A 16,953-nucleotide genomic window follows, 5' to 3' on the forward strand; every position below is an offset into this window, starting at 1 on the left:
TCCAACAAATAAATCATCCTTGCTTTGATGCGATCGCACCTAACAAGGCTCTTTTAGCCCGCGCAGGCGGGCTTTGTCCGTGTAGCCCCAGGCTTGAGCCTGCGGGTTTTTTGAAGGTTTTATTTTTTGGAGTTCCCTTAATCCGGAAACGACTGAAGTCGTTACTACGAACGGGGAAACTTCTCAGTTGATGGGTGGGTTTTTAGATTCGGTTAATCCGGAAACGACTGAAGTCGTTACTACGAACGGGGAAATTCCTCAGTTGATGGGTGGGTTTTCGGAATTTGTTAATCCGGAAACGACTGAAGTCGTTACTACGAACGGGGAAACTACTAAGCTAGTGGTTTCTTTAGGGTTTGTATTACGAATTCAGTCATTTCTGAACTGCCTATCAGCAATAGATAGTTTTAAGCCACCCAGTCGCTATCTTGTTCTCCAAAGGTCAAGTGAGCAATTAAACCGACTCGTTGTAAGGCGCGTTCTAAGGCTTGATTAATGGGAAACCGATCGCTGCCTAGAGAGGGGTCAAGATTCGCCACCTCGGTTGCGACTTCTCCAAAGTTCGGTGCACTCATCCCTTCGGCGATCGCAATTTTTGCTCCTTCTACTTGTTCCGGAATCGTCTGCTTTTGCCGCACACAAACGGCCAATTCTGGATTCCCCTGCTTATTCTTCACCGTTGCGAAGGCAAACAATCGGCAGAGGGTGGGTCGCCAGGAATAAACACTACAGCGCCCATTCTCTGGAACAAACGGATCCGGGCGATAAAATAGACAAGATTCAGACCCATTTAGGGTAGAAAGGCGTTCTAAATAAGCTGATGCTTCTCCAGTCCGCCATAACTCTAGGGCCAGGGGCATCATTTCTAGGACTGTTGCCTCTACTTCCGGATTTTCGCAGCATTTGCCACATCCGGGGGGACAGTGCAATCCCGTTTCAGCTTGAAATGCTGCGGTTTCCGTATCAATGCGATCGTATAACGCGACGATCTCGGAGATGACTTCACTGTTCATACATTTTAAAAACTCCAATCCCAGTTAAGGGGAGAAAACGAGCCCTCTTTAATATGTAGCTTAGGTGGGACAAGATTGGGTGAACGAGCGGGAGAATATTTTTCCACCCCACGGGTTTAAGGTTGAGGTGCATGACTGCTTAACCCGATCCCCGATCGCAATAGGGCCCTTTCCGGTCAACCTGGGAGTTCAAAGGATAAAATAAACCCTAGTGTTAAAGAAAGAATTACTAAACGAATGCTGCCAAGGGAAGAACTATTAAAAGGCGTTGAAAATCGTGAGCAAATGGCTCGCATCCTCGATCTGGCCGATCGCGCCATTAAAACCTGGGAAGTGGCGGTGACGGATTTTCTTTCGCCGATCGAACTGATGGAAACCCAGACGGCGTTCAATCGTCTGACTGAGGTTGATCTGGTCGCATTTGGGGGATATCCCCAGGCGGAACGACAACGGGTGGCGATCGCCCGCATCGATTTGCCTTTAGATCCCACCACTGTCCCCTTAGCGGCGTTAGAAATTGCCGGTAACTTTTTGTTTGATTCCGCCAGTCACCGGGACTTTCTCGGGTCTATCTTAGGGACTGGCATTGTTCGCGAAAAAGTCGGAGATATTATTGTACTGGGGGAACGCGGTGCCCAGGCAGTCGTTTCCCCGGATCTGGTGGAATTTTTGGAGATGAGTTTAACTCAGGTGCGATCGGTGCCGGTGAAAACCCAGCGCATCGAGTTGGGGGAGTTGAAAATTCGCGAACCCAAAAAGAAAGAGTTAACCACCGTCGAGGCATCCATGCGCTTAGATGCGATCGCCTCTGCGGGATTCGGGATGTCTCGCAGCAAAATGGCCGATTTAATTAATAGCGGGGATGTCCGTGTTAACTGGAAAGACATCTCTCAAACCAGTTACCAGGTTAAACCCAATGATTTAATCGCCATTCGTGGCAAAGGACGCCTAGAAGTTGGAGAAGTTCAAGTTACGAAAAAAGAACGCTATCGGATTCAGCTTACCCGGTATTTGTAAAAGATTGGGAAGTCGTTACAGAATGGGGGAGTGGACTGTCGTTTAATTGACAACTGATACCAAATCCGATTGGTAAAAGTCGGTTTTCGCTTTGACGCCGCGCAGGCACCGCTTCGTCCGCAAGTGCCCCAGGCTTGAGCCTGCGGGTTTTAACAGACTTTGACAACCGGATTCCGTATGACCAGTCAACTCGCCCCAATCATGGATCCACCTAAACAGAAAGCTCCCTTTTTCCGACGTTCATCACTTCTAACACCCAATAATAATTTAGAGATGCAAGGATTTTTTCCTGCTATCTCTTCAATTATTGATTCAATCTATTCTCGATTATTTAAGCCTTGATTAATGTTGAGCCTGGGTTGAGTGAAAAACATTTTAGGTTTATATCGGGCAAATCCACGGTGAATTATTTGTAAAATCCTTTGGGAACGCCGGAAAAATTGGCGATCGCCTCCTCTAGAACATCCTCTAGGACAATTGCAGGGTCTGACCCCTCACTCCAGGTTAAAATCATGTCATACTGTCAAAAAAACAGGGGTATCCTGGGTTGACCATTGGGGAATAATCGCGGCTATGGTACGCCAAAATCAAGAGTTTATTGATCAAACCCACAAATCCAAAACATTAAATCACAGTAGGAGATCTGTGTTTGTCAAGTTCTTGCGCCAGATTCAGAAAAAACTGCCCGATTTGACGGGGGTAGCGGTGGTCGGCATGGCGACCCTTTGTACCTCCGGTATTGTGCTGGGAGTCCGGCAACTCGGCGGTTTCCAACATGGGGAACTAATGGTTTATGACCGGCTAATGCAGTGGCGTGTCGATGAACCCCCAGACCCTCGGATTGTGATCGTAAAGATTTCTGAAGAAGACATCCAGGCCGAGGGATGGCCCCTATCCGATCGCACCCTGGCCCAGGCATTGGAAAATTTGCAACAATATGAACCCGTGGCGATCGGCTTGGACCTGTATCGGGACCTCCCCCAACCCCCGGGACATCCTGAACTGCTCAAAGAATTAGACGCCCCAAATATCATCGCCATTAGAAACGATTCCCCCGGGGTCAATCCACCCCCGAGTGTCCCGGCAGAACGCATCGGCTTTAATGACTTGGTAAGCGATCCCGATGGACCGATTCGCCGCAATTTAATTAGCTTCGTACTCAATGGGAAAACTAACCTTTCTTTTTCCCTCCAACTGGCGATGCTCTATCTAGGAGACCTGGGGTTTTTTCCCCAACCCAGTGAAACCCAACCCGGTCACATCGTCTGGGGAAAAGCGGTATTAGCACCCTTGGAGTCCCACTCTGGGGGTTATACCCACCTCGATGCTCAAGGGTTCCAGATTCTCCTCAATTATCGGTCTCGCCAGGAGGTGGCCCCGTCGATCCCCTTGTCTGAAGTCCTCGCCGATCGCCTAGAACCCGAATGGATCCGCGATAAAATCATTGTCATCGGCACCACCGCCCCTAGTATTAAAGATGTCCATCAGACCCCCTATAGTTCGGTCGAGAACAATCCGTTTATGCCCGGGGTATTGATTCATGCCCAAATGCTCAGTCAATTGTTGAGTGCCGTTTTAGACGGGCGGCCTTTATTTTGGGTGTGGCCAGAGTGGGCCGAAGTCCTCTGGGTGATTGGCTGGATCGCCGTGGGAGGGACGACCGCTTGGCTGATTCGGCATCCCTTAATTTTGCCCGGGGTCACTGGGGCCTGCGCTGGGAGTTTATTTTTAGCCAGTTGGATTCTGTTTAGTCAAGCCGGTTGGGTGCCGGTGGTGGCTCCTCTAGTGGGTTTGGCTACTGCCGTCGGCGGGGTCGTCGCGTTTCGGGCTTACCAGTCCGGACAGCAACAGCAGATTGTCATGCAACTTTTAGGACAAAATGCCTCTCCAGAAGTGGCCGATGCCCTTTGGGAAAACCGCGATCGCCTGCTCAAAGATGGTAAACTTCCCGGTCAAAAACTGACCGCCACCATGTTATTTACCGACCTCAAGGACTTTAGCACCATCTCAGAACAAATGCCCCCCGAAGCCCTCCTGGAGTGGTTAAACGAATACTTGGACGTTTTGAGTCAAGTCGTCCAAGAACATCAAGGAATTATTAACAAATTTACCGGGGATGGCATTATGGCCGCGTTTGGGGTTCCCCTACCTCGTCAGTCCAGTGCAGATATCGCCCGGGATGCCCGCAATGCTGTCTCCTCGGGTCTGGCAATGGCCGATCGCCTCCAAGAACTCAACCGCAACTGGCAAAAACGCGGCCTCCCCGTGATTCAGATGCGGGTCGGAATTTTTACCGGCGCTGTGGTTGCCGGTAGCCTCGGTGGCAAGGAACGCCAAGAATACGGGATTATCGGGGATAGCGTTAATATTGCTTCTCGCTTAGAAAGCTGCGAGAAAGACCGCCAATCCAGTATTTGTCGCGTACTCATTGCCTACGAAACGCTGATTCATATCCAGGACGAGTTTTTTGTGGAACACTGGGGACCCTTGGCACTCAAAGGGAAACAGCAAACGGTTGATGTTTACCGGGTGGTCGCTCGTCGCCCCCCGACTCCCTAGAGTCTCGGTAACCTCTGGAGAAGACACACTGGGATTCTGTACTCAATTTTTTGCCTAGTCCTAACTTTTTTTGGGATAGAAACCCTGTTTCTTCTCCTTGGACGCTGAAAACCCATGCCCCAGGGGAACCCTCCCCAATTCGGCCAACTCTATTCTGGAGGATTGCCCAATCTCCAAAATCAGGAGCGATCGGGGAGGAACATTTCCCCAAATAATGCGTCAATACTGGATAGAATTTTTAATATTTTTAACCAAATGCTCATATTTTAGAATCCCATCGGGAGATTCCCATCTCATTGGAATGGTCTGGACTTAGGACTGGATTTGAACGGGCTTTCAGTTTGGATGAGGCAGGGAATGGCTGCCCTGCTTAGGGTGTTCCAACAAATAAATCATCCAAATCCCGATGGTTAAACACCTAACAAGACTGTATGACGCCGCGCAGGCGGGCTTTGTCCGTGTAGCCCCAGGCTTTCTAAGCGGAACGCTACGCGAACAGCCTGCGGGTTTTTTGGGGATTTTATTTTTTGGAGTTCCCTTAGGGGAAGTCTGAAGGCCACGGACTCAACCGGGACAAAGTTGTGAAATACTCACCAGGGTAGGGCGAGTGGAACTGAAAAATGTGGACAAACCGAGTTGTGGCGATCGCCCCATTTCAATGGGCCGCTAAAAAAATAACTAATTTTTTGATGCCTTGATTGCCCAAAAGATGTTTAGAGAACGCTCTTTTGAGCGATCGTGAGGGCAGAGCTTATGACATAAGTCACAGTCTGATTCAATAGAACTACTAGAATTAATTTAGTCATTCACTCAATCCAATCAATCTGTAGCTGAAGGGAGACCCGAATATGATTAATACAAAATATTGGACTCCATCAATACTGGCTAGTATTGCAGTAACTCTGCAATTATTAACTGGCGGAGCCCTATCAACATCAGCAGCCGAATTTACCCCACCGGATAATGTGGGCGCACCTAGAGGGCGAGTTGGCGGAGGCACCCGGGGCGGAAGTCCCTTTGGTCAAGTCTCTCCTGGAGCGCCAGGACGACGGATTGGCGGGGGTAGTCGGGGTTGTAGCGTCACCGGCGATGGTCCAAGCGATCGGGCGTTAACAGCGTTGATTCCGGAAACCACGATGGGATTAACCGTAGAAGCCTATCCCACATTCTTTTGGTATTTACCACCGACTTCAGCCACGGGAGTAGAATTCGTGCTGATGGATGAAAAGGGTGAAAAAGTCATTTACGAAACGACATTTCGCACGAAAGGTGAGGCGGGAATCGTGAGTTTGAACCTGCCGGAAAATGCTAGTCTCCCCCCATTAGAAATTAATGACAGTTATCGCTGGTACTTTTCTATTATTTGTAACCCAGAAGATCGGGCGGCAGATGTTTATGTCCAAGGGTGGGTGCGCCGAGTAGAAGCCAGCGCTGACTTAACGGAACAGTTAGCTACCACCACCTCGGACCTAGAACGGGCTCAAGTTTATGCTCGCAACGGCATTTGGCATGAGGCGATCTCCCTGCTGGCTCAACTGCGCCGCAGCAATCCCAATAGTGACGACATTAGAAGTGAGTGGCAAGAACTGATCACTTCGATTGATCTCCAAAATGTAGCGGAGGTCCCCCTCGTTCAAGAGATCACCGTGGAAGTCCAGGAGGATCAACAAAGCCGCTATCCAGAACCCAACGCTGAAACCAACCCATGAAAGGGGCAATTCTCAAGGGGGTCTTTTGAAGGAGGAAGGATGAATTTTTTCTTTCTCCCCCATCCTCCCTCTCTTCCCCCTTTCGTGAGTGATGAAAATTAAGGCTGAAGCTCTCTCATAAGCACCTCGACTTTTTCCAATCTTTCATTTTCACCCTGCTGCTGATAAAGCTCTTGGGCTTTTTTCAATTGCTCGATCGCCTCGGAAATCCGATTACGTCCTCTTAAGGCCAGGGCGAGATTATAATAAGCATCACCATTGTCTGGAGCCAGTTCTGTTAAGCGACGATAGGCGACGATCGCCTGTAAATAGTCTTCCTGCTGGAGATGAATCGCGGCGATCGCCGCGTGGGGTTCTACCAAATCCGGCGCTAAACTCGCTGCTCTTTGATAAGTGACGAGAGCTTCGATCATCTGTCCCTGGTCCTGGAGTAGTTTGCCGATCGCTAACTGAAGCTGGGCATTTCTGGGTTCCAACAGGGCCGCTTGCTTAAAGGTTTCCAAGGCTTCATTGGTCTTTCCTTGAGTCAGAAGAGCCACCCCTAAAATCATTTGAATACTGCCTTGTCGGGGAGCCAAGGCTGCGGCTTGTTGGAGTGCGACAATAGCCTCATCAATCCGTCCCTGCTGGAGTAGCGCCGTCCCAATCGACTCGTAGGCTTGCCAGTATCTCGTATCGCGACTGGTCACCTGTTGAAACGCCTGTAATGCTCCATCATAGTCTTCTTGCCGCAACAGAACCACCCCTAACCCAATTTGAGCGTTAAGGTTCTCCGGATCCAGTTGTGCTGCTCGTCGGTAGGCCACCGATGCTGCCTCATTATTGCCCAAATTCGCCAAGGCATAACCGAGAGCATATTGGAAATCTGCATTCTGCGGTTCCAGAGCCGTCGCCTGCTGAAAAGCATTCACTGCGGCTTCAAAGTTTTGCTGGGTGGCTTGTAAAAAGCCGATTCCAGAAAAAATTCGCGCGTTTTCACCATCTAAGTTGGCAGCTTGTAAATAAACCTGGATGGCGTTGGCATAATCCCCCGCATCCACAAATTCTCGCCCTTGTCGCAACAGTTCATTAACCTGGCGGTTGAGATCCTGATTATTTTGGGCCGCCTGCGCTAACACTAGAGGTTTGGTTGCCCCCAGGGTAACCGATGGGGCGATCAGGCTGATTCCTCCTAACAACAGGAGACTCACGAATACAGGGTTCAGTTTTTGCACGGCCTAACTTCTCTTTTTTGACGATAATTGCTAGAGATTACAAGAATGCTTCTCTGTTACCGGGAACAGAGCAACCCACAGGAGACCCCTTGCCACCCCTAGGGCGAACAGACGGGTGCACAAAGGAGCCAGGGATTGGAGGGGCCAGGAGCAAGGCCACCTCTCGGGACTCTGATTCTAACCACACGGGCTCTCATGTTGAAGATGGGGTTCTAGAATCCTATTCTAGGGATTTTAATGGCAAAAGTCTGAGATGATCGCCATCAACTTGGAAATTTTTCGGGAAAGATTCAAGATGGGATTGTAGGAAGCATCCGCGCAGTTCGGAAACGGTTTCTGCGCCGGGGGATTAAGGGGCGATCGCCGCACCGTCAAAACGCCCTTAACCTCGGGTCATCCAGGGGCGCAGAGGCAGGCCCTGGGACTGGAGTAACTCGGGTCCTCCTGGAGATCGAGGCGATCGAGGCGATCGCCTCGATACGCCTTTAACGATTTTGCTCTTCTCGATTTCGGGAAAATCGGCTCTCTTGGAACGAACTCCCTATCCCTTGCAGAATCCCTCGCCCAATTAAACCAATGCCTTTCCCCAATTGAATCAGCAAATATCGCGCACTATCCCCCAGGGAGAGCAAAACCGCTTTGACTCGCGGGGAGATGGCATCGCGGGTTTCTAACAGCAAGGTAACCCAAAGTCGCGGTCCTTTCAGTCCGACTAATTCTTGCCTTCGGGGAGAATAAATTTGGATTTTGTTAATTCCCCGGTCCTCCAAGATATAGAGCCAATGTCGGCTTTCAAAGATGGCTTTAGGTTCTACCCAGAGATTTTGACGACGATATTTCCAGGATAAATCATTTCTAAATCGCTCAATTTCTCGACTCGATAGCCAGTGCTTATCTAAAAAGTTCAGTTTAATTTCTTCGACATCAGCGACGCGATTTAAGAGGGGTTGGATGACAGCGTTGGCAACCTGAACGATCAGGTTTTCGAGTAAAGCTGTGGCGCGATCGATGGATTGCGGGTCTTCCGGGGGGTAGATCACATTTTCGATCGCCAAGGGAATTTGATAGAGGAGATAGGCTAATAAATCCAGAACGAGAGGGATTTTATTTAATAAAGCCCCTTCGACACTCTCGATTTCTTCTAGTAAAAAGGGTACTAGGTCAAACTCACCGAGGGCATTCGGGGAGGAATTTCCTATTCCCAGGGTGATGGAATAGTATTTACCAAAATAGGCAGTAACCGACATTTCCCATAAATCGCGGATGATGCGATCGCGTTTTGAGGGGAGTTCCGTGGCCTGGACTTGAGCATACCGCAGTTGCGCCAAAATTTCCTCAAATTGCTGCAAAACTGTGTACAGCAATTCTTGCTTTTTGTCAAGGTACAGGATATCAATTTCTAGGACAGTATCCGTGAGGTTTGCCAAAGGAGCATCAATTTTAGCGGCGATCGCCTCCAATAATGGGCGAGGCAGGGGAATCGGGCTCAGTTCTGAACCTGTAGGGGGTAACAACTCTGCCGCAGAAGCTCTAACTAGGCTGGTGCGATCGCTGGATGTTGGGGGGCGATTGGGGCGTTCTGGGGGTGCAGAAATGCGGTGAGGTGGCTGAGGAGAATTGACTGGAGCAAGGCGATCGCCAAGGTTCGCAGACAGAGGAGGTGGCGGTTCGCTCACTGGGGGAGCCAACAACTTATTCACCATCCAACGAGCAGTGAGGAGTTCCCGACGACGGCCCTGCCAAAACAAGCGGTCAAAATCCGATAAGCGATCGCCTTGCAGATACTGAGCAACCTGGCGAATTTCGGCATCAATTTGACGCAAACCCGAGAGGCGCAAGTCTTCGAGCAGAACGCCGATTACTCCACCCCGCCTAGAAATGCCCGGACTTTGCCCCGTCGAGACTCGAATATTTCCCCCACTCCCCCAATAGGGTTCCCCGGATGCCACCGTCCGGATCGCCTGAAGCAGTTCCGAGCCGGCTATCCCTTTTGGGCAGTATCCTTTAACATTCCCGGGATACTCGGCCCCTCTGGGGTTCGAGTCTGGCGATCGACCCAACAACAATAGAGACACCCGAGGGTATCGTTCCCAGAGTGCTGCCATCAAGGTGAAACTCGTGACCCCAGAGGGTTCCGTGCAGCCTAACTCCAAGTCCAACAACACCACATCCACCGGGCGATCGGCAGGAGGTGGGTCGCTCGCCGTAGGCGCTGCCGGAGTAGTTAGAGTAGAGAGGGTCTCTAAGGCACGAGTCCCGTCAGTGGTTTGACCCACCACTTGCAGATCCGTTGATTGCTCACACAAGCTGGACAGACCCAATAAGAAAATCGGGTCTTGATCAATCAAGAGTAGTTGAAAAGGGGGGTGACTCACGGCAGAAATGAGTTAAAGGGCTGGGAGAGGGGAGCCAGAACAGAGCAGGTCGGGAAAAGCCCGGAAAAAATCAGCCGTTTCACCGACCCTGGGAGTGCTGTCTTGGGTGACTAGATCCCATTGTAAGCTAACCCCTCAATTTCAATCCGACGCGACCCCAGGAAAGGGATTTTATTCAATCCCATCAATAGGCAAGGGAGCATAAGAGTCTTCAGGGTTGGAGGCTGGAACCGGGTCTTGATAGGTCGCTGCGGGTTCCTCATAGTAAGAACTGGGTTGTTCATAGTAGGGTTCTGGCTCTTGATAGGCCGCTGCCGGTGGCTCATAGTAGGGTTCCGGCTCATAGTAGGGTTCCGGCTCATAGTAGGGTTCCGGCTCATAGTAGGGTTCCGGCTCATAGTAGGTTTCCGGCTCATAGTAGGGTTCCGGAGCTTGATAGGCTGCTGCCGGTGGCTCCTGATAGACCGGAGCCGGTTCCTGATAGACCGGAGCCGGTTCCTGATAGACGGGAGCCGGTTCCTGATAGACCGGAGCCGGTTCCTGATAGACCGGAGCTGGTTCCTGATAGACCGGAGCTGGTTCCTGATAGGAGGAGCGGGCCGCTTCAGCTTCCCGGGCGGCATAGATGGCATCGAGTTGGGCATTCCAACGAGCGATCGCCGTTCGCGCTTCAGAATACAAAGCACGACCCGAGCGAATTTTAGAAGCCGTATCGATCGCCTTGGTGAGACTCCCCTGGGCCGCCAAGGTGGCGGCTTGGTCGAGAATCGGTTGGTCTTCAGCAATTTGAATCTCGCTGACCCATTTGGCAATATTGTCTGAGGCTTCTTGATGTAAAGTTCGACCCTCCGCAATTTTTTTGGCTTCGTTAACAGCTTCTTGGAGTTGACCGGCTTGGGCGAGAGCCTGGGCGCTGGCGAGGATGGGTTGATCTTCTAGGGTTTCAACCTGTTTGTTCCATTGGGCAATCAGGGTTTGGGCTTCAATCCGCAGGGGCCGTCCTTGGGCGACCTGTTGGGCCGAGGCGATCGCATTTCTCAATGCCGCAATATTATTGGAGTCCGCGATCGCCTTAGCGGCGACGACATAGCCTCGGTCTTCAATTTGTTCAATTTCCTTTCGCCATTGGGCGATCGGGGTTTGAGCGTCAAGACGTCCCGGGCGATCCATCCCCACCATCTGAGCTTGGGCGATCGCCAACTGCATCAGCATGGGGTGACGGAAACTGGCCACCGCTTGGGCCATTTGCACCTGAACCAGGTCCTGTTTGTGCTGATTCCATCGGACCAAGTTTTCTTGAGCTTGGCTGTACAGGGGACTGTCGGATTGGATCTGACCGGCGATCGCCGAGGCTTCTAGGAACGCAAACAGGCGATCGGGGATAGGTCCTGCGGGTTTGTCATTTTGGACTAGCGCTCGGGCGGAACTCAGGTGAATCAAGTCCTGACTTTCCCCATAAACCGTTGTATCTGAGGGAATCCACTTAGCAGCGGAGATGGCCCCATCAAAATTGCCACTTTGGAAGCGAGTTTTGGCGATCTCTAGTAATTCTGCACTCCAGCTATTAATCTCCTGATTCGCCTGCTCTCGAACATATCGTTGGGGGTTAATTTGTCGCGCCAGGTCGATGGCGCGGACTAACTCCTCTGCTGTCCGGTTATAGACCAAATAGCGGGCATCTTCTAACTGTTTCCAAGCTTCCTTTTCCGCGACAATTCGCTGCTGTAGTTCTCCATAGCGGGTGGAACGCCAGTGGACGTTATCCAATTTGAGCAACTCTCGCATCCGATCCTCGACTGCGCTCCAGTTACGAGCTTTCAGTGCGGCTTCAGCTTGATCGTAGATCGCTTTTCCTTGGTCCCAATCAGCCTCCCACATTTGTAATTCTTGTTCGACTTGGGCATACACTGGGTTGGTTTTAGGAATTTTTTCGACAATGGCATTGGCCCCGTTTAAATCCCCGGCCATAAATTTCTGCCGCGCCAAGTCTAGAATTAGAGCTGACCATTCTCCGACTAATTTATCTCCTTGACCTCGCAGGGGATGGTCTGCGGGCCAGCTTTCCACCAGTTCGATGCCCGCGACCAGCCGGTCTAAGTCCCCGGTTTTGGCCGCATTTTGAGCACAGTAGAGGCGATCGCGCTCGGTGGACCCCACCCCGAGGGCATCGCAATCAATCGGTGGGGGCATGGTGAGTAACCACCGCAGGGATACGGCTCCCATACTGGTACAAGCAACCAGGAGACTCAGCCAGAGTAAATGCCATCCCCATAGCAGACTTCGACCCTTGTCGGTTCGAGGTTTCTGTGCAGTCGTGGCCTCTAGCGCCCCAGGCTGATTCTCGTCCTGATTTTTCGGGTTTTTCTGGACCGGAAGGCGGAATTTCCAGCCCCACCCCTTGCCGGATTTCGGAGGGTGTTGGGCCAATTCCGTACTTTGGGTTAATGTATCGCCGGTTTCTGTGTGATTGCGCTGCGATCGCCCACCCCATAGCCGAGCGGCGATCGCTGCTTTAATGCGTCCATCCCGCCGTCTCCGAATGCGGTGGTTTGGCTGTGTACTGGATTGGTCAAATTGTTTTCTCACCATTGCTTCAGCCTGTCCCTACAATGCCGACTTGTATTGGCACATCTTTCTACTTCTTGATTACCGGGTAGAGACGGGAAAATATGGGGTCTCTCCACTGTAGTTGCTTTTCGATTGCGTCTTGAGGGTCACACTTGCAAGCGATACCCACCCCCTAGGATATAAACTGTGCTTGCTCCCTTGGGGATCACCCTAGATTCTACCTGATGGCTTAGATTCATGCTAAAAACAGAGTCTTTTAAATACATCCGTACCAAATGCTTTTACCGTTTGCCCGATGTCTGAGATCCAGAGTGAATCCGAGATCATCTGTTTGTCTGAATGACAAGCCTCTTGCGGGATATATCCTGGATTGCTCATCCTAGAAATTTATAAGATAAAGGATCAATTTAGGGGATAGATTTGTCCTCTTGGTTGATGCATCACTTCCCAATCGTGATTTTCCGGCTTATGGGAGAGGCGAGTTTTTCGCGATGGTGACCCCCTGGGCGATCGCCACTCCAGTGTAGGATAAAGACCCCTGAACTGTTATCAAGATTCATCCCGGATTTCAAAACCGTGCTAAAAGTTTAAAGTCTATAGCGATTTTGTTTCATTTTTCAAGCAGTTTAGCTTGAAGTTTTGGGAACGGGTATCAAAAAGTCATAGAAGTGGGGCATTTCCCGGGATGACGAGAACTGGGTACAACATTCAATCACAGCAACAAGAAACTGGGTTTCTAGCCCGGTGGATTGAATGCTGTACCTGGAAGCTTTAGGCGATCGCCCCGGGGTCTGTAGCCTTCTGAGTTTGGGAAGGGGATTCCTGATAACGATATCCGAAAAAATTAATTTGATATTCCACAATCCGGACCCCAGTTTGAGCTTCGACTTGTCGGATTAACTCCTCGGGTAATTCAATCTGAACGTCCAGCAGTTGATTGGTATCGATGCAGTTAACGTGACTGTGAGCATCGCTGATATTCCCATACAACCGACCATCTGAGCGTTCGATGCATTCGATAATTCCTTGGTTGGAGAGCGCTTCGAGGTTTTGGTAGACCGAGGTATGTCCGATCGCCTTCCCCCCACGATTGAGGCGATCGTAAATTTCTCTAGCCGAAAGATGCTCTTGCTCAGTCCAAAGCAACTCTAGGATAAAGCGCCGCTGTCGCGACAGTCGCATTCCCAAACTTTGGCAGCGATTGAGGGCATCTTCTAAGGAGCGAATGGGTTTAACGGATACTACCTGTTTTTTCATAGTTTTGTGTTGAGGCATTCATTTAATGGCAAATAATGGCAAAATTAATTAAGGATGTATCCTGTCCCCTTTCATAGTTATAGCGGGTTTCACCGAACTAGAAGGTTAGGGATTGGGGCGATGAAGGTCGGCTAGGATGTCGTCACTAGGAGGGGGAACCGGACTCATCCCGTGGACAGGATTGAGATAATTCTATCGTAGGCTTCGGTTGTCCGTGGGCGATCGCCTTGGCGATCGCCCCGGTGTGCCACCCTCTGGCTTCCCTTGGAGGCGGGTGTGGACCCTAGTGCATCCCCCCCCGCTGTGAATCCTTCATCTGCAACCCCTCAACCAGATGCTGATACTGTAGAATAGGTTACCGATTCACCGACTGCGTTACAGTTTTCTGATTTCACTTCTACCTCCTGCCCCTGGTTTCATGACAATTACCATCGCCCTCAATTCCGAGTGTTTGCTCAATTTGGACCTATCCCCCGTCCAAGGGGCGATCGCTAAATTATCCCCAGATCAACCCTTCACGGACCCGGATCTGTCGTTGCAGTTTGAAATCGATTATCCCCGGGATCCCTCGGACCCCCGCGAACTCTCGGAAATTCCCGAGATCCGTCTGTGGTTTATCCGATTAGATGCCACCTATCCCTGGTTGCCTTTGCTACTCGATCGCCAATCTGGCGAATTCGCCCGCTATGTCGCGATGTTGGTCCCTCACGAGTTCCATCGCACCGAGGGCATTCAATACAACCCCGAGGCGTTGGAAATTTTTTTGATGAACAAAATTTTTACCCTCGCCAACGTCTTGCAGGAACATGGCGTACCCAGTAAGTCTAAGCTAATTTCTCTGTCTCAGATGCTGGGTTACGAACTGGATGATGGCTTTTTTGAGTTGCTGGGGATTCACCCTTGAGCGTTTTCTCCCTCCAGTCGGCCCCCTACTACCTTCATTCAATCCCGGGAGTTCGGGATATCGGAGGTCCGTCTCAATCGTGGGGACAATAGAATTCAGGAAAAGGAGCATCTTGCTCCATTATTGGAGTAGGAAACAGGATACTCCCTCTGGGTTTAACGTTCCCCCTTGCTAAGGGCTGGAATTTCGTCAACCCTGAGATCAATCTAACCGACAAACTCATGAGTTCAGAAAAGCGGACTCCACGGATTCACCCAAACTGTTAGCGCTTCATTGGCAATGCTCGATACTCAACAAATTTGGAGCAATTTTTCGAGATTTTCTCTCCCATAAATTATAATCAGGATGAGCAAAAAATAAACTGGGTTCGGATCGTTGCCGGCTGGCTATCCCAGCTTCGGAATTGGCAAATCCCGGAGAAAAATTCACCTAAAATTTTTCCATTTTTTCCATCTATAGGCATAGGACAAGCCGATTCACCTTACGACTAAATGTAGGGAATGCAGGAGAGGATCAGTGATATGATTTCCGGAAAGTTAGGGAACCCTTGCGAGTTGGATAACTACAGAGAATGCTCTTGAGATCACAGCCCGAGACAATTCTTTTGGAATCAGTCTCCTCAAGGTAGTCTACATTTATCGCCCAAGTGTGTGACTGGTATCCCTGACCTAATCGGCCCCTCGGAAGGAATTCCCCGGCAACATTCGATATTACTTCGGTGCGATCGCCAAGTGGAGCGAGCCCTTCCATCGGCGATCGCCCTCTCAAAACCGCGATCCTCAAGGGGATGGCAATGATCCCCTGCCCCTGAATGGGTCAGATGATCCCGGTCAAACTCTCGAACGATAGTCACCTTGAGCCATCAACAACACAGATTTAAAAATCGAGTTGGAGGATACATAATGACTTGAGCTATCAAGGATCGTGGATAATTGAGTGCCATTGTATTTATCGATGGATCTTTTTCAACCCAAACTCACCAGGTTGTGTATGCTAAATAACGAACGGGTTATCGACTGCCAAACCGCGATCAATAGCGGGAGTGCTATGAAAGAAGTAATTGCCATGACCGTCATGCTACTGACTTCCGTATCTGTCGCGATTCCAGTGGGAGCAGAACCGAATGCCACGGACCTCCAACAGTTGCGAATGACTAGAGTCTGTCCCCGGTGTAATCTCAATGGTGCGGATTTGAGTGGCATCGACCTACAGGGTGCGGTATTAACGGATGCCAACTTGATTGGTGCCAACCTCAGTGGTGCGAATCTGAGTACAGCAGACTTGAAAGGTGCGGATATGACAGGTGCTAATTTTCAACTGGCTAATCTGTCGGAGGCAAATCTCAATGCAGCTAATTTAAGTACCGCCAATCTGCTGGGGAGCGTCCTTTTAGATGCAAACCTGAACGCGGCGGATCTGAGTAAGGCCAATTTTTATGGCGCGGATTTGAGGAGGGCGAATTTCCAAGATGCGAATCTCAATGAGGTGAATCTATTTGGTGCCGATGTAGAAGGAGCTAGAGGTTTGAGGCCCTAACGGGGTAACTAAGTCTCTAACTGGCGATTTTCCGTCCGAAGTTAGCAACAGAGGAGGGTCGGTCCGCATCGGTTTTTTACTCGGGTGTCAAGGCACTCAGAGGGGAGGGCTTACAGGTGGGAACGAGAATCAAGGGGATCGGGAGAGAGCAATACCGATCGCCTTTCTGAGAATTTGCGATCGCTTGATGACAATCGGAACTTTTTTCTGGACGACCGAGATTGACCCCGCCCTCAGATCCAGGTTTGATCATCCTGCGGCCCTGTTTTCACTCCAGTTTCAGCCGCAGAATGGCGATCGCAAAAACATCTTTTTCGCTGTTAAATTTTATACAGTTTACAAACCCTATCCCCGCTAAACCAGTGGGGTAGAGTTCCGGGGGGCTGTTCCTCAAACCGGGCGTCATCGGAATGGGAGTTAAAAGAGGAGTCCTCAACCTTGGGCGATCGGCTCACTTATTCGAGATTTCATGATTCCCCCCTGGACTCTATCATTTTTATATTATATACAGGAAGTATGCCAAACCCAAATTGATGCCCATTGTATTCGCACTCTGTGCTAATATATCAAATCTCAGGGTTTCGCTGTCAAATCTAAACCCCAGGCGATCGTCTCCAACTCATCTATCCGGGCTACAAAACACTACAAAAAAGCGGAAGCCACTCTGTACCCTTCCTGGTCAATTTTAAGTGGCTTCCGCTTAGGGAATTGCAAAATATAAATCCTCCAACCGTTTAACTGAAAGGAAGGTATCTGTAGGGGCGCAATGCTTGCGCCCTCCGGAGGGCGCAAGCATTGCGC

The 16,953-nt window shown here is 50.4% G+C and carries 11 protein-coding genes; 5 read left to right on the plus strand and 6 right to left on the minus strand.

What is annotated here, in order from left to right:
* Window positions 1-407: 407 nt before the first annotated feature.
* Window positions 408-1,013 (minus strand): YkgJ family cysteine cluster protein, encoded by a 606-nt coding sequence (locus NG833_RS03300; protein WP_254563906.1) that lies wholly within the window; start codon window positions 1,011-1,013, stop codon window positions 408-410.
* 237 nt (window positions 1,014-1,250) lie between these two features.
* Between NG833_RS03300 and NG833_RS03305 the strand changes: the two genes are divergently transcribed.
* From NG833_RS03305 to NG833_RS03315, 3 genes are all read left to right on the plus strand, one after another.
* A complete protein-coding gene (locus tag NG833_RS03305; RefSeq protein WP_254563907.1) occupies window positions 1,251-2,030 on the plus strand; it encodes a photosystem II S4 domain protein in 780 nt (259 codons plus the stop codon).
* Window positions 2,031-2,603: 573 nt separating this feature from the next.
* Entirely contained in the window at window positions 2,604-4,589 is a 1,986-nt protein-coding gene (locus NG833_RS03310) for an adenylate/guanylate cyclase domain-containing protein (RefSeq protein ID WP_254563908.1), read from the plus strand.
* Window positions 4,590-5,437: 848 nt separating this feature from the next.
* Window positions 5,438-6,298 carry a DUF928 domain-containing protein gene (locus NG833_RS03315; RefSeq protein WP_254563909.1) on the plus strand — a complete coding sequence of 287 codons (861 nt, stop codon included), beginning with the start codon at window positions 5,438-5,440 and terminating at the stop codon, window positions 6,296-6,298.
* Window positions 6,299-6,396: 98 nt separating this feature from the next.
* Here NG833_RS03315 and NG833_RS03320 read toward each other — a convergent pair whose 3' ends face one another.
* The 4 genes from NG833_RS03320 to NG833_RS03335 all read right to left on the minus strand — a co-directional run bounded on the left by NG833_RS03320 (window position 6,397) and on the right by NG833_RS03335 (window position 13,712).
* Window positions 6,397-7,512, minus strand: a complete 1,116-nt coding sequence (locus tag NG833_RS03320) for a tetratricopeptide repeat protein (protein WP_254563910.1) — start codon at window positions 7,510-7,512, stop codon at window positions 6,397-6,399.
* Window positions 7,513-7,997: 485 nt separating this feature from the next.
* Window positions 7,998-9,887, minus strand: coding sequence for a DUF3685 domain-containing protein (locus NG833_RS30800; protein ID WP_254563911.1), 1,890 nt, complete (start codon window positions 9,885-9,887; stop codon window positions 7,998-8,000).
* A 171-nt stretch (window positions 9,888-10,058) separates the two neighbouring features.
* A complete protein-coding gene (locus NG833_RS03330; RefSeq protein ID WP_254563912.1) occupies window positions 10,059-12,476 on the minus strand; it encodes a hypothetical protein in 2,418 nt (805 codons plus the stop codon).
* Between the two features lie 750 nt (window positions 12,477-13,226).
* Window positions 13,227-13,712, minus strand: a complete 486-nt coding sequence (locus tag NG833_RS03335) for a Fur family transcriptional regulator (RefSeq protein ID WP_254563913.1) — start codon at window positions 13,710-13,712, stop codon at window positions 13,227-13,229.
* Window positions 13,713-14,130: 418 nt separating this feature from the next.
* On the opposite strand from NG833_RS03335, the gene NG833_RS03340 reads away from it, so the two are divergent.
* Entirely contained in the window at window positions 14,131-14,616 is a 486-nt protein-coding gene (locus tag NG833_RS03340) for a CRR6 family NdhI maturation factor (RefSeq protein ID WP_254563914.1), read from the plus strand.
* Window positions 14,617-15,606: 990 nt separating this feature from the next.
* Complete coding sequence (locus NG833_RS03345) at window positions 15,607-16,152, plus strand: pentapeptide repeat-containing protein (protein WP_254563915.1); 546 nt, start codon at window positions 15,607-15,609, stop codon at window positions 16,150-16,152.
* A 76-nt stretch (window positions 16,153-16,228) separates the two neighbouring features.
* Here the strand turns inward: NG833_RS03345 and NG833_RS03350 are convergent, their stop codons facing one another.
* Window positions 16,229-16,405 carry a hypothetical protein gene (locus NG833_RS03350; protein ID WP_254563916.1) on the minus strand — a complete coding sequence of 59 codons (177 nt, stop codon included), beginning with the start codon at window positions 16,403-16,405 and terminating at the stop codon, window positions 16,229-16,231.
* Between the last annotated feature and the right edge of the window lie 548 nt (window positions 16,406-16,953).

This window comes from Oscillatoria sp. HE19RPO (assembly GCF_024220515.1).
Classification (GTDB): domain Bacteria; phylum Cyanobacteriota; class Cyanobacteriia; order Cyanobacteriales; family Laspinemataceae; genus Laspinema.

Bases quoted from the DNA above. Each gene is read 5' to 3' on its own strand.
- NG833_RS03300 (WP_254563906.1), bottom strand. From the start codon at position 1,013: ATGAACAGTGAAGTCATCTCCGAGATCGTCGCGTTATACGATCGCATT.
- NG833_RS03305 (WP_254563907.1), top strand. From the start codon at position 1,251: ATGCTGCCAAGGGAAGAACTATTAAAAGGCGTTGAAAATCGTGAGCAA.
- NG833_RS03310 (WP_254563908.1), top strand. From the start codon at position 2,604: ATGGTACGCCAAAATCAAGAGTTTATTGATCAAACCCACAAATCCAAA.
- NG833_RS03315 (WP_254563909.1), top strand. From the start codon at position 5,438: ATGATTAATACAAAATATTGGACTCCATCAATACTGGCTAGTATTGCA.
- NG833_RS03330 (WP_254563912.1), bottom strand. From the start codon at position 12,476: ATGGTGAGAAAACAATTTGACCAATCCAGTACACAGCCAAACCACCGC.
- NG833_RS03335 (WP_254563913.1), bottom strand. From the start codon at position 13,712: ATGAAAAAACAGGTAGTATCCGTTAAACCCATTCGCTCCTTAGAAGAT.
- NG833_RS03340 (WP_254563914.1), top strand. From the start codon at position 14,131: ATGACAATTACCATCGCCCTCAATTCCGAGTGTTTGCTCAATTTGGAC.
- NG833_RS03345 (WP_254563915.1), top strand. From the start codon at position 15,607: ATGCTAAATAACGAACGGGTTATCGACTGCCAAACCGCGATCAATAGC.
- NG833_RS03350 (WP_254563916.1), bottom strand. From the start codon at position 16,405: ATGATCAAACCTGGATCTGAGGGCGGGGTCAATCTCGGTCGTCCAGAA.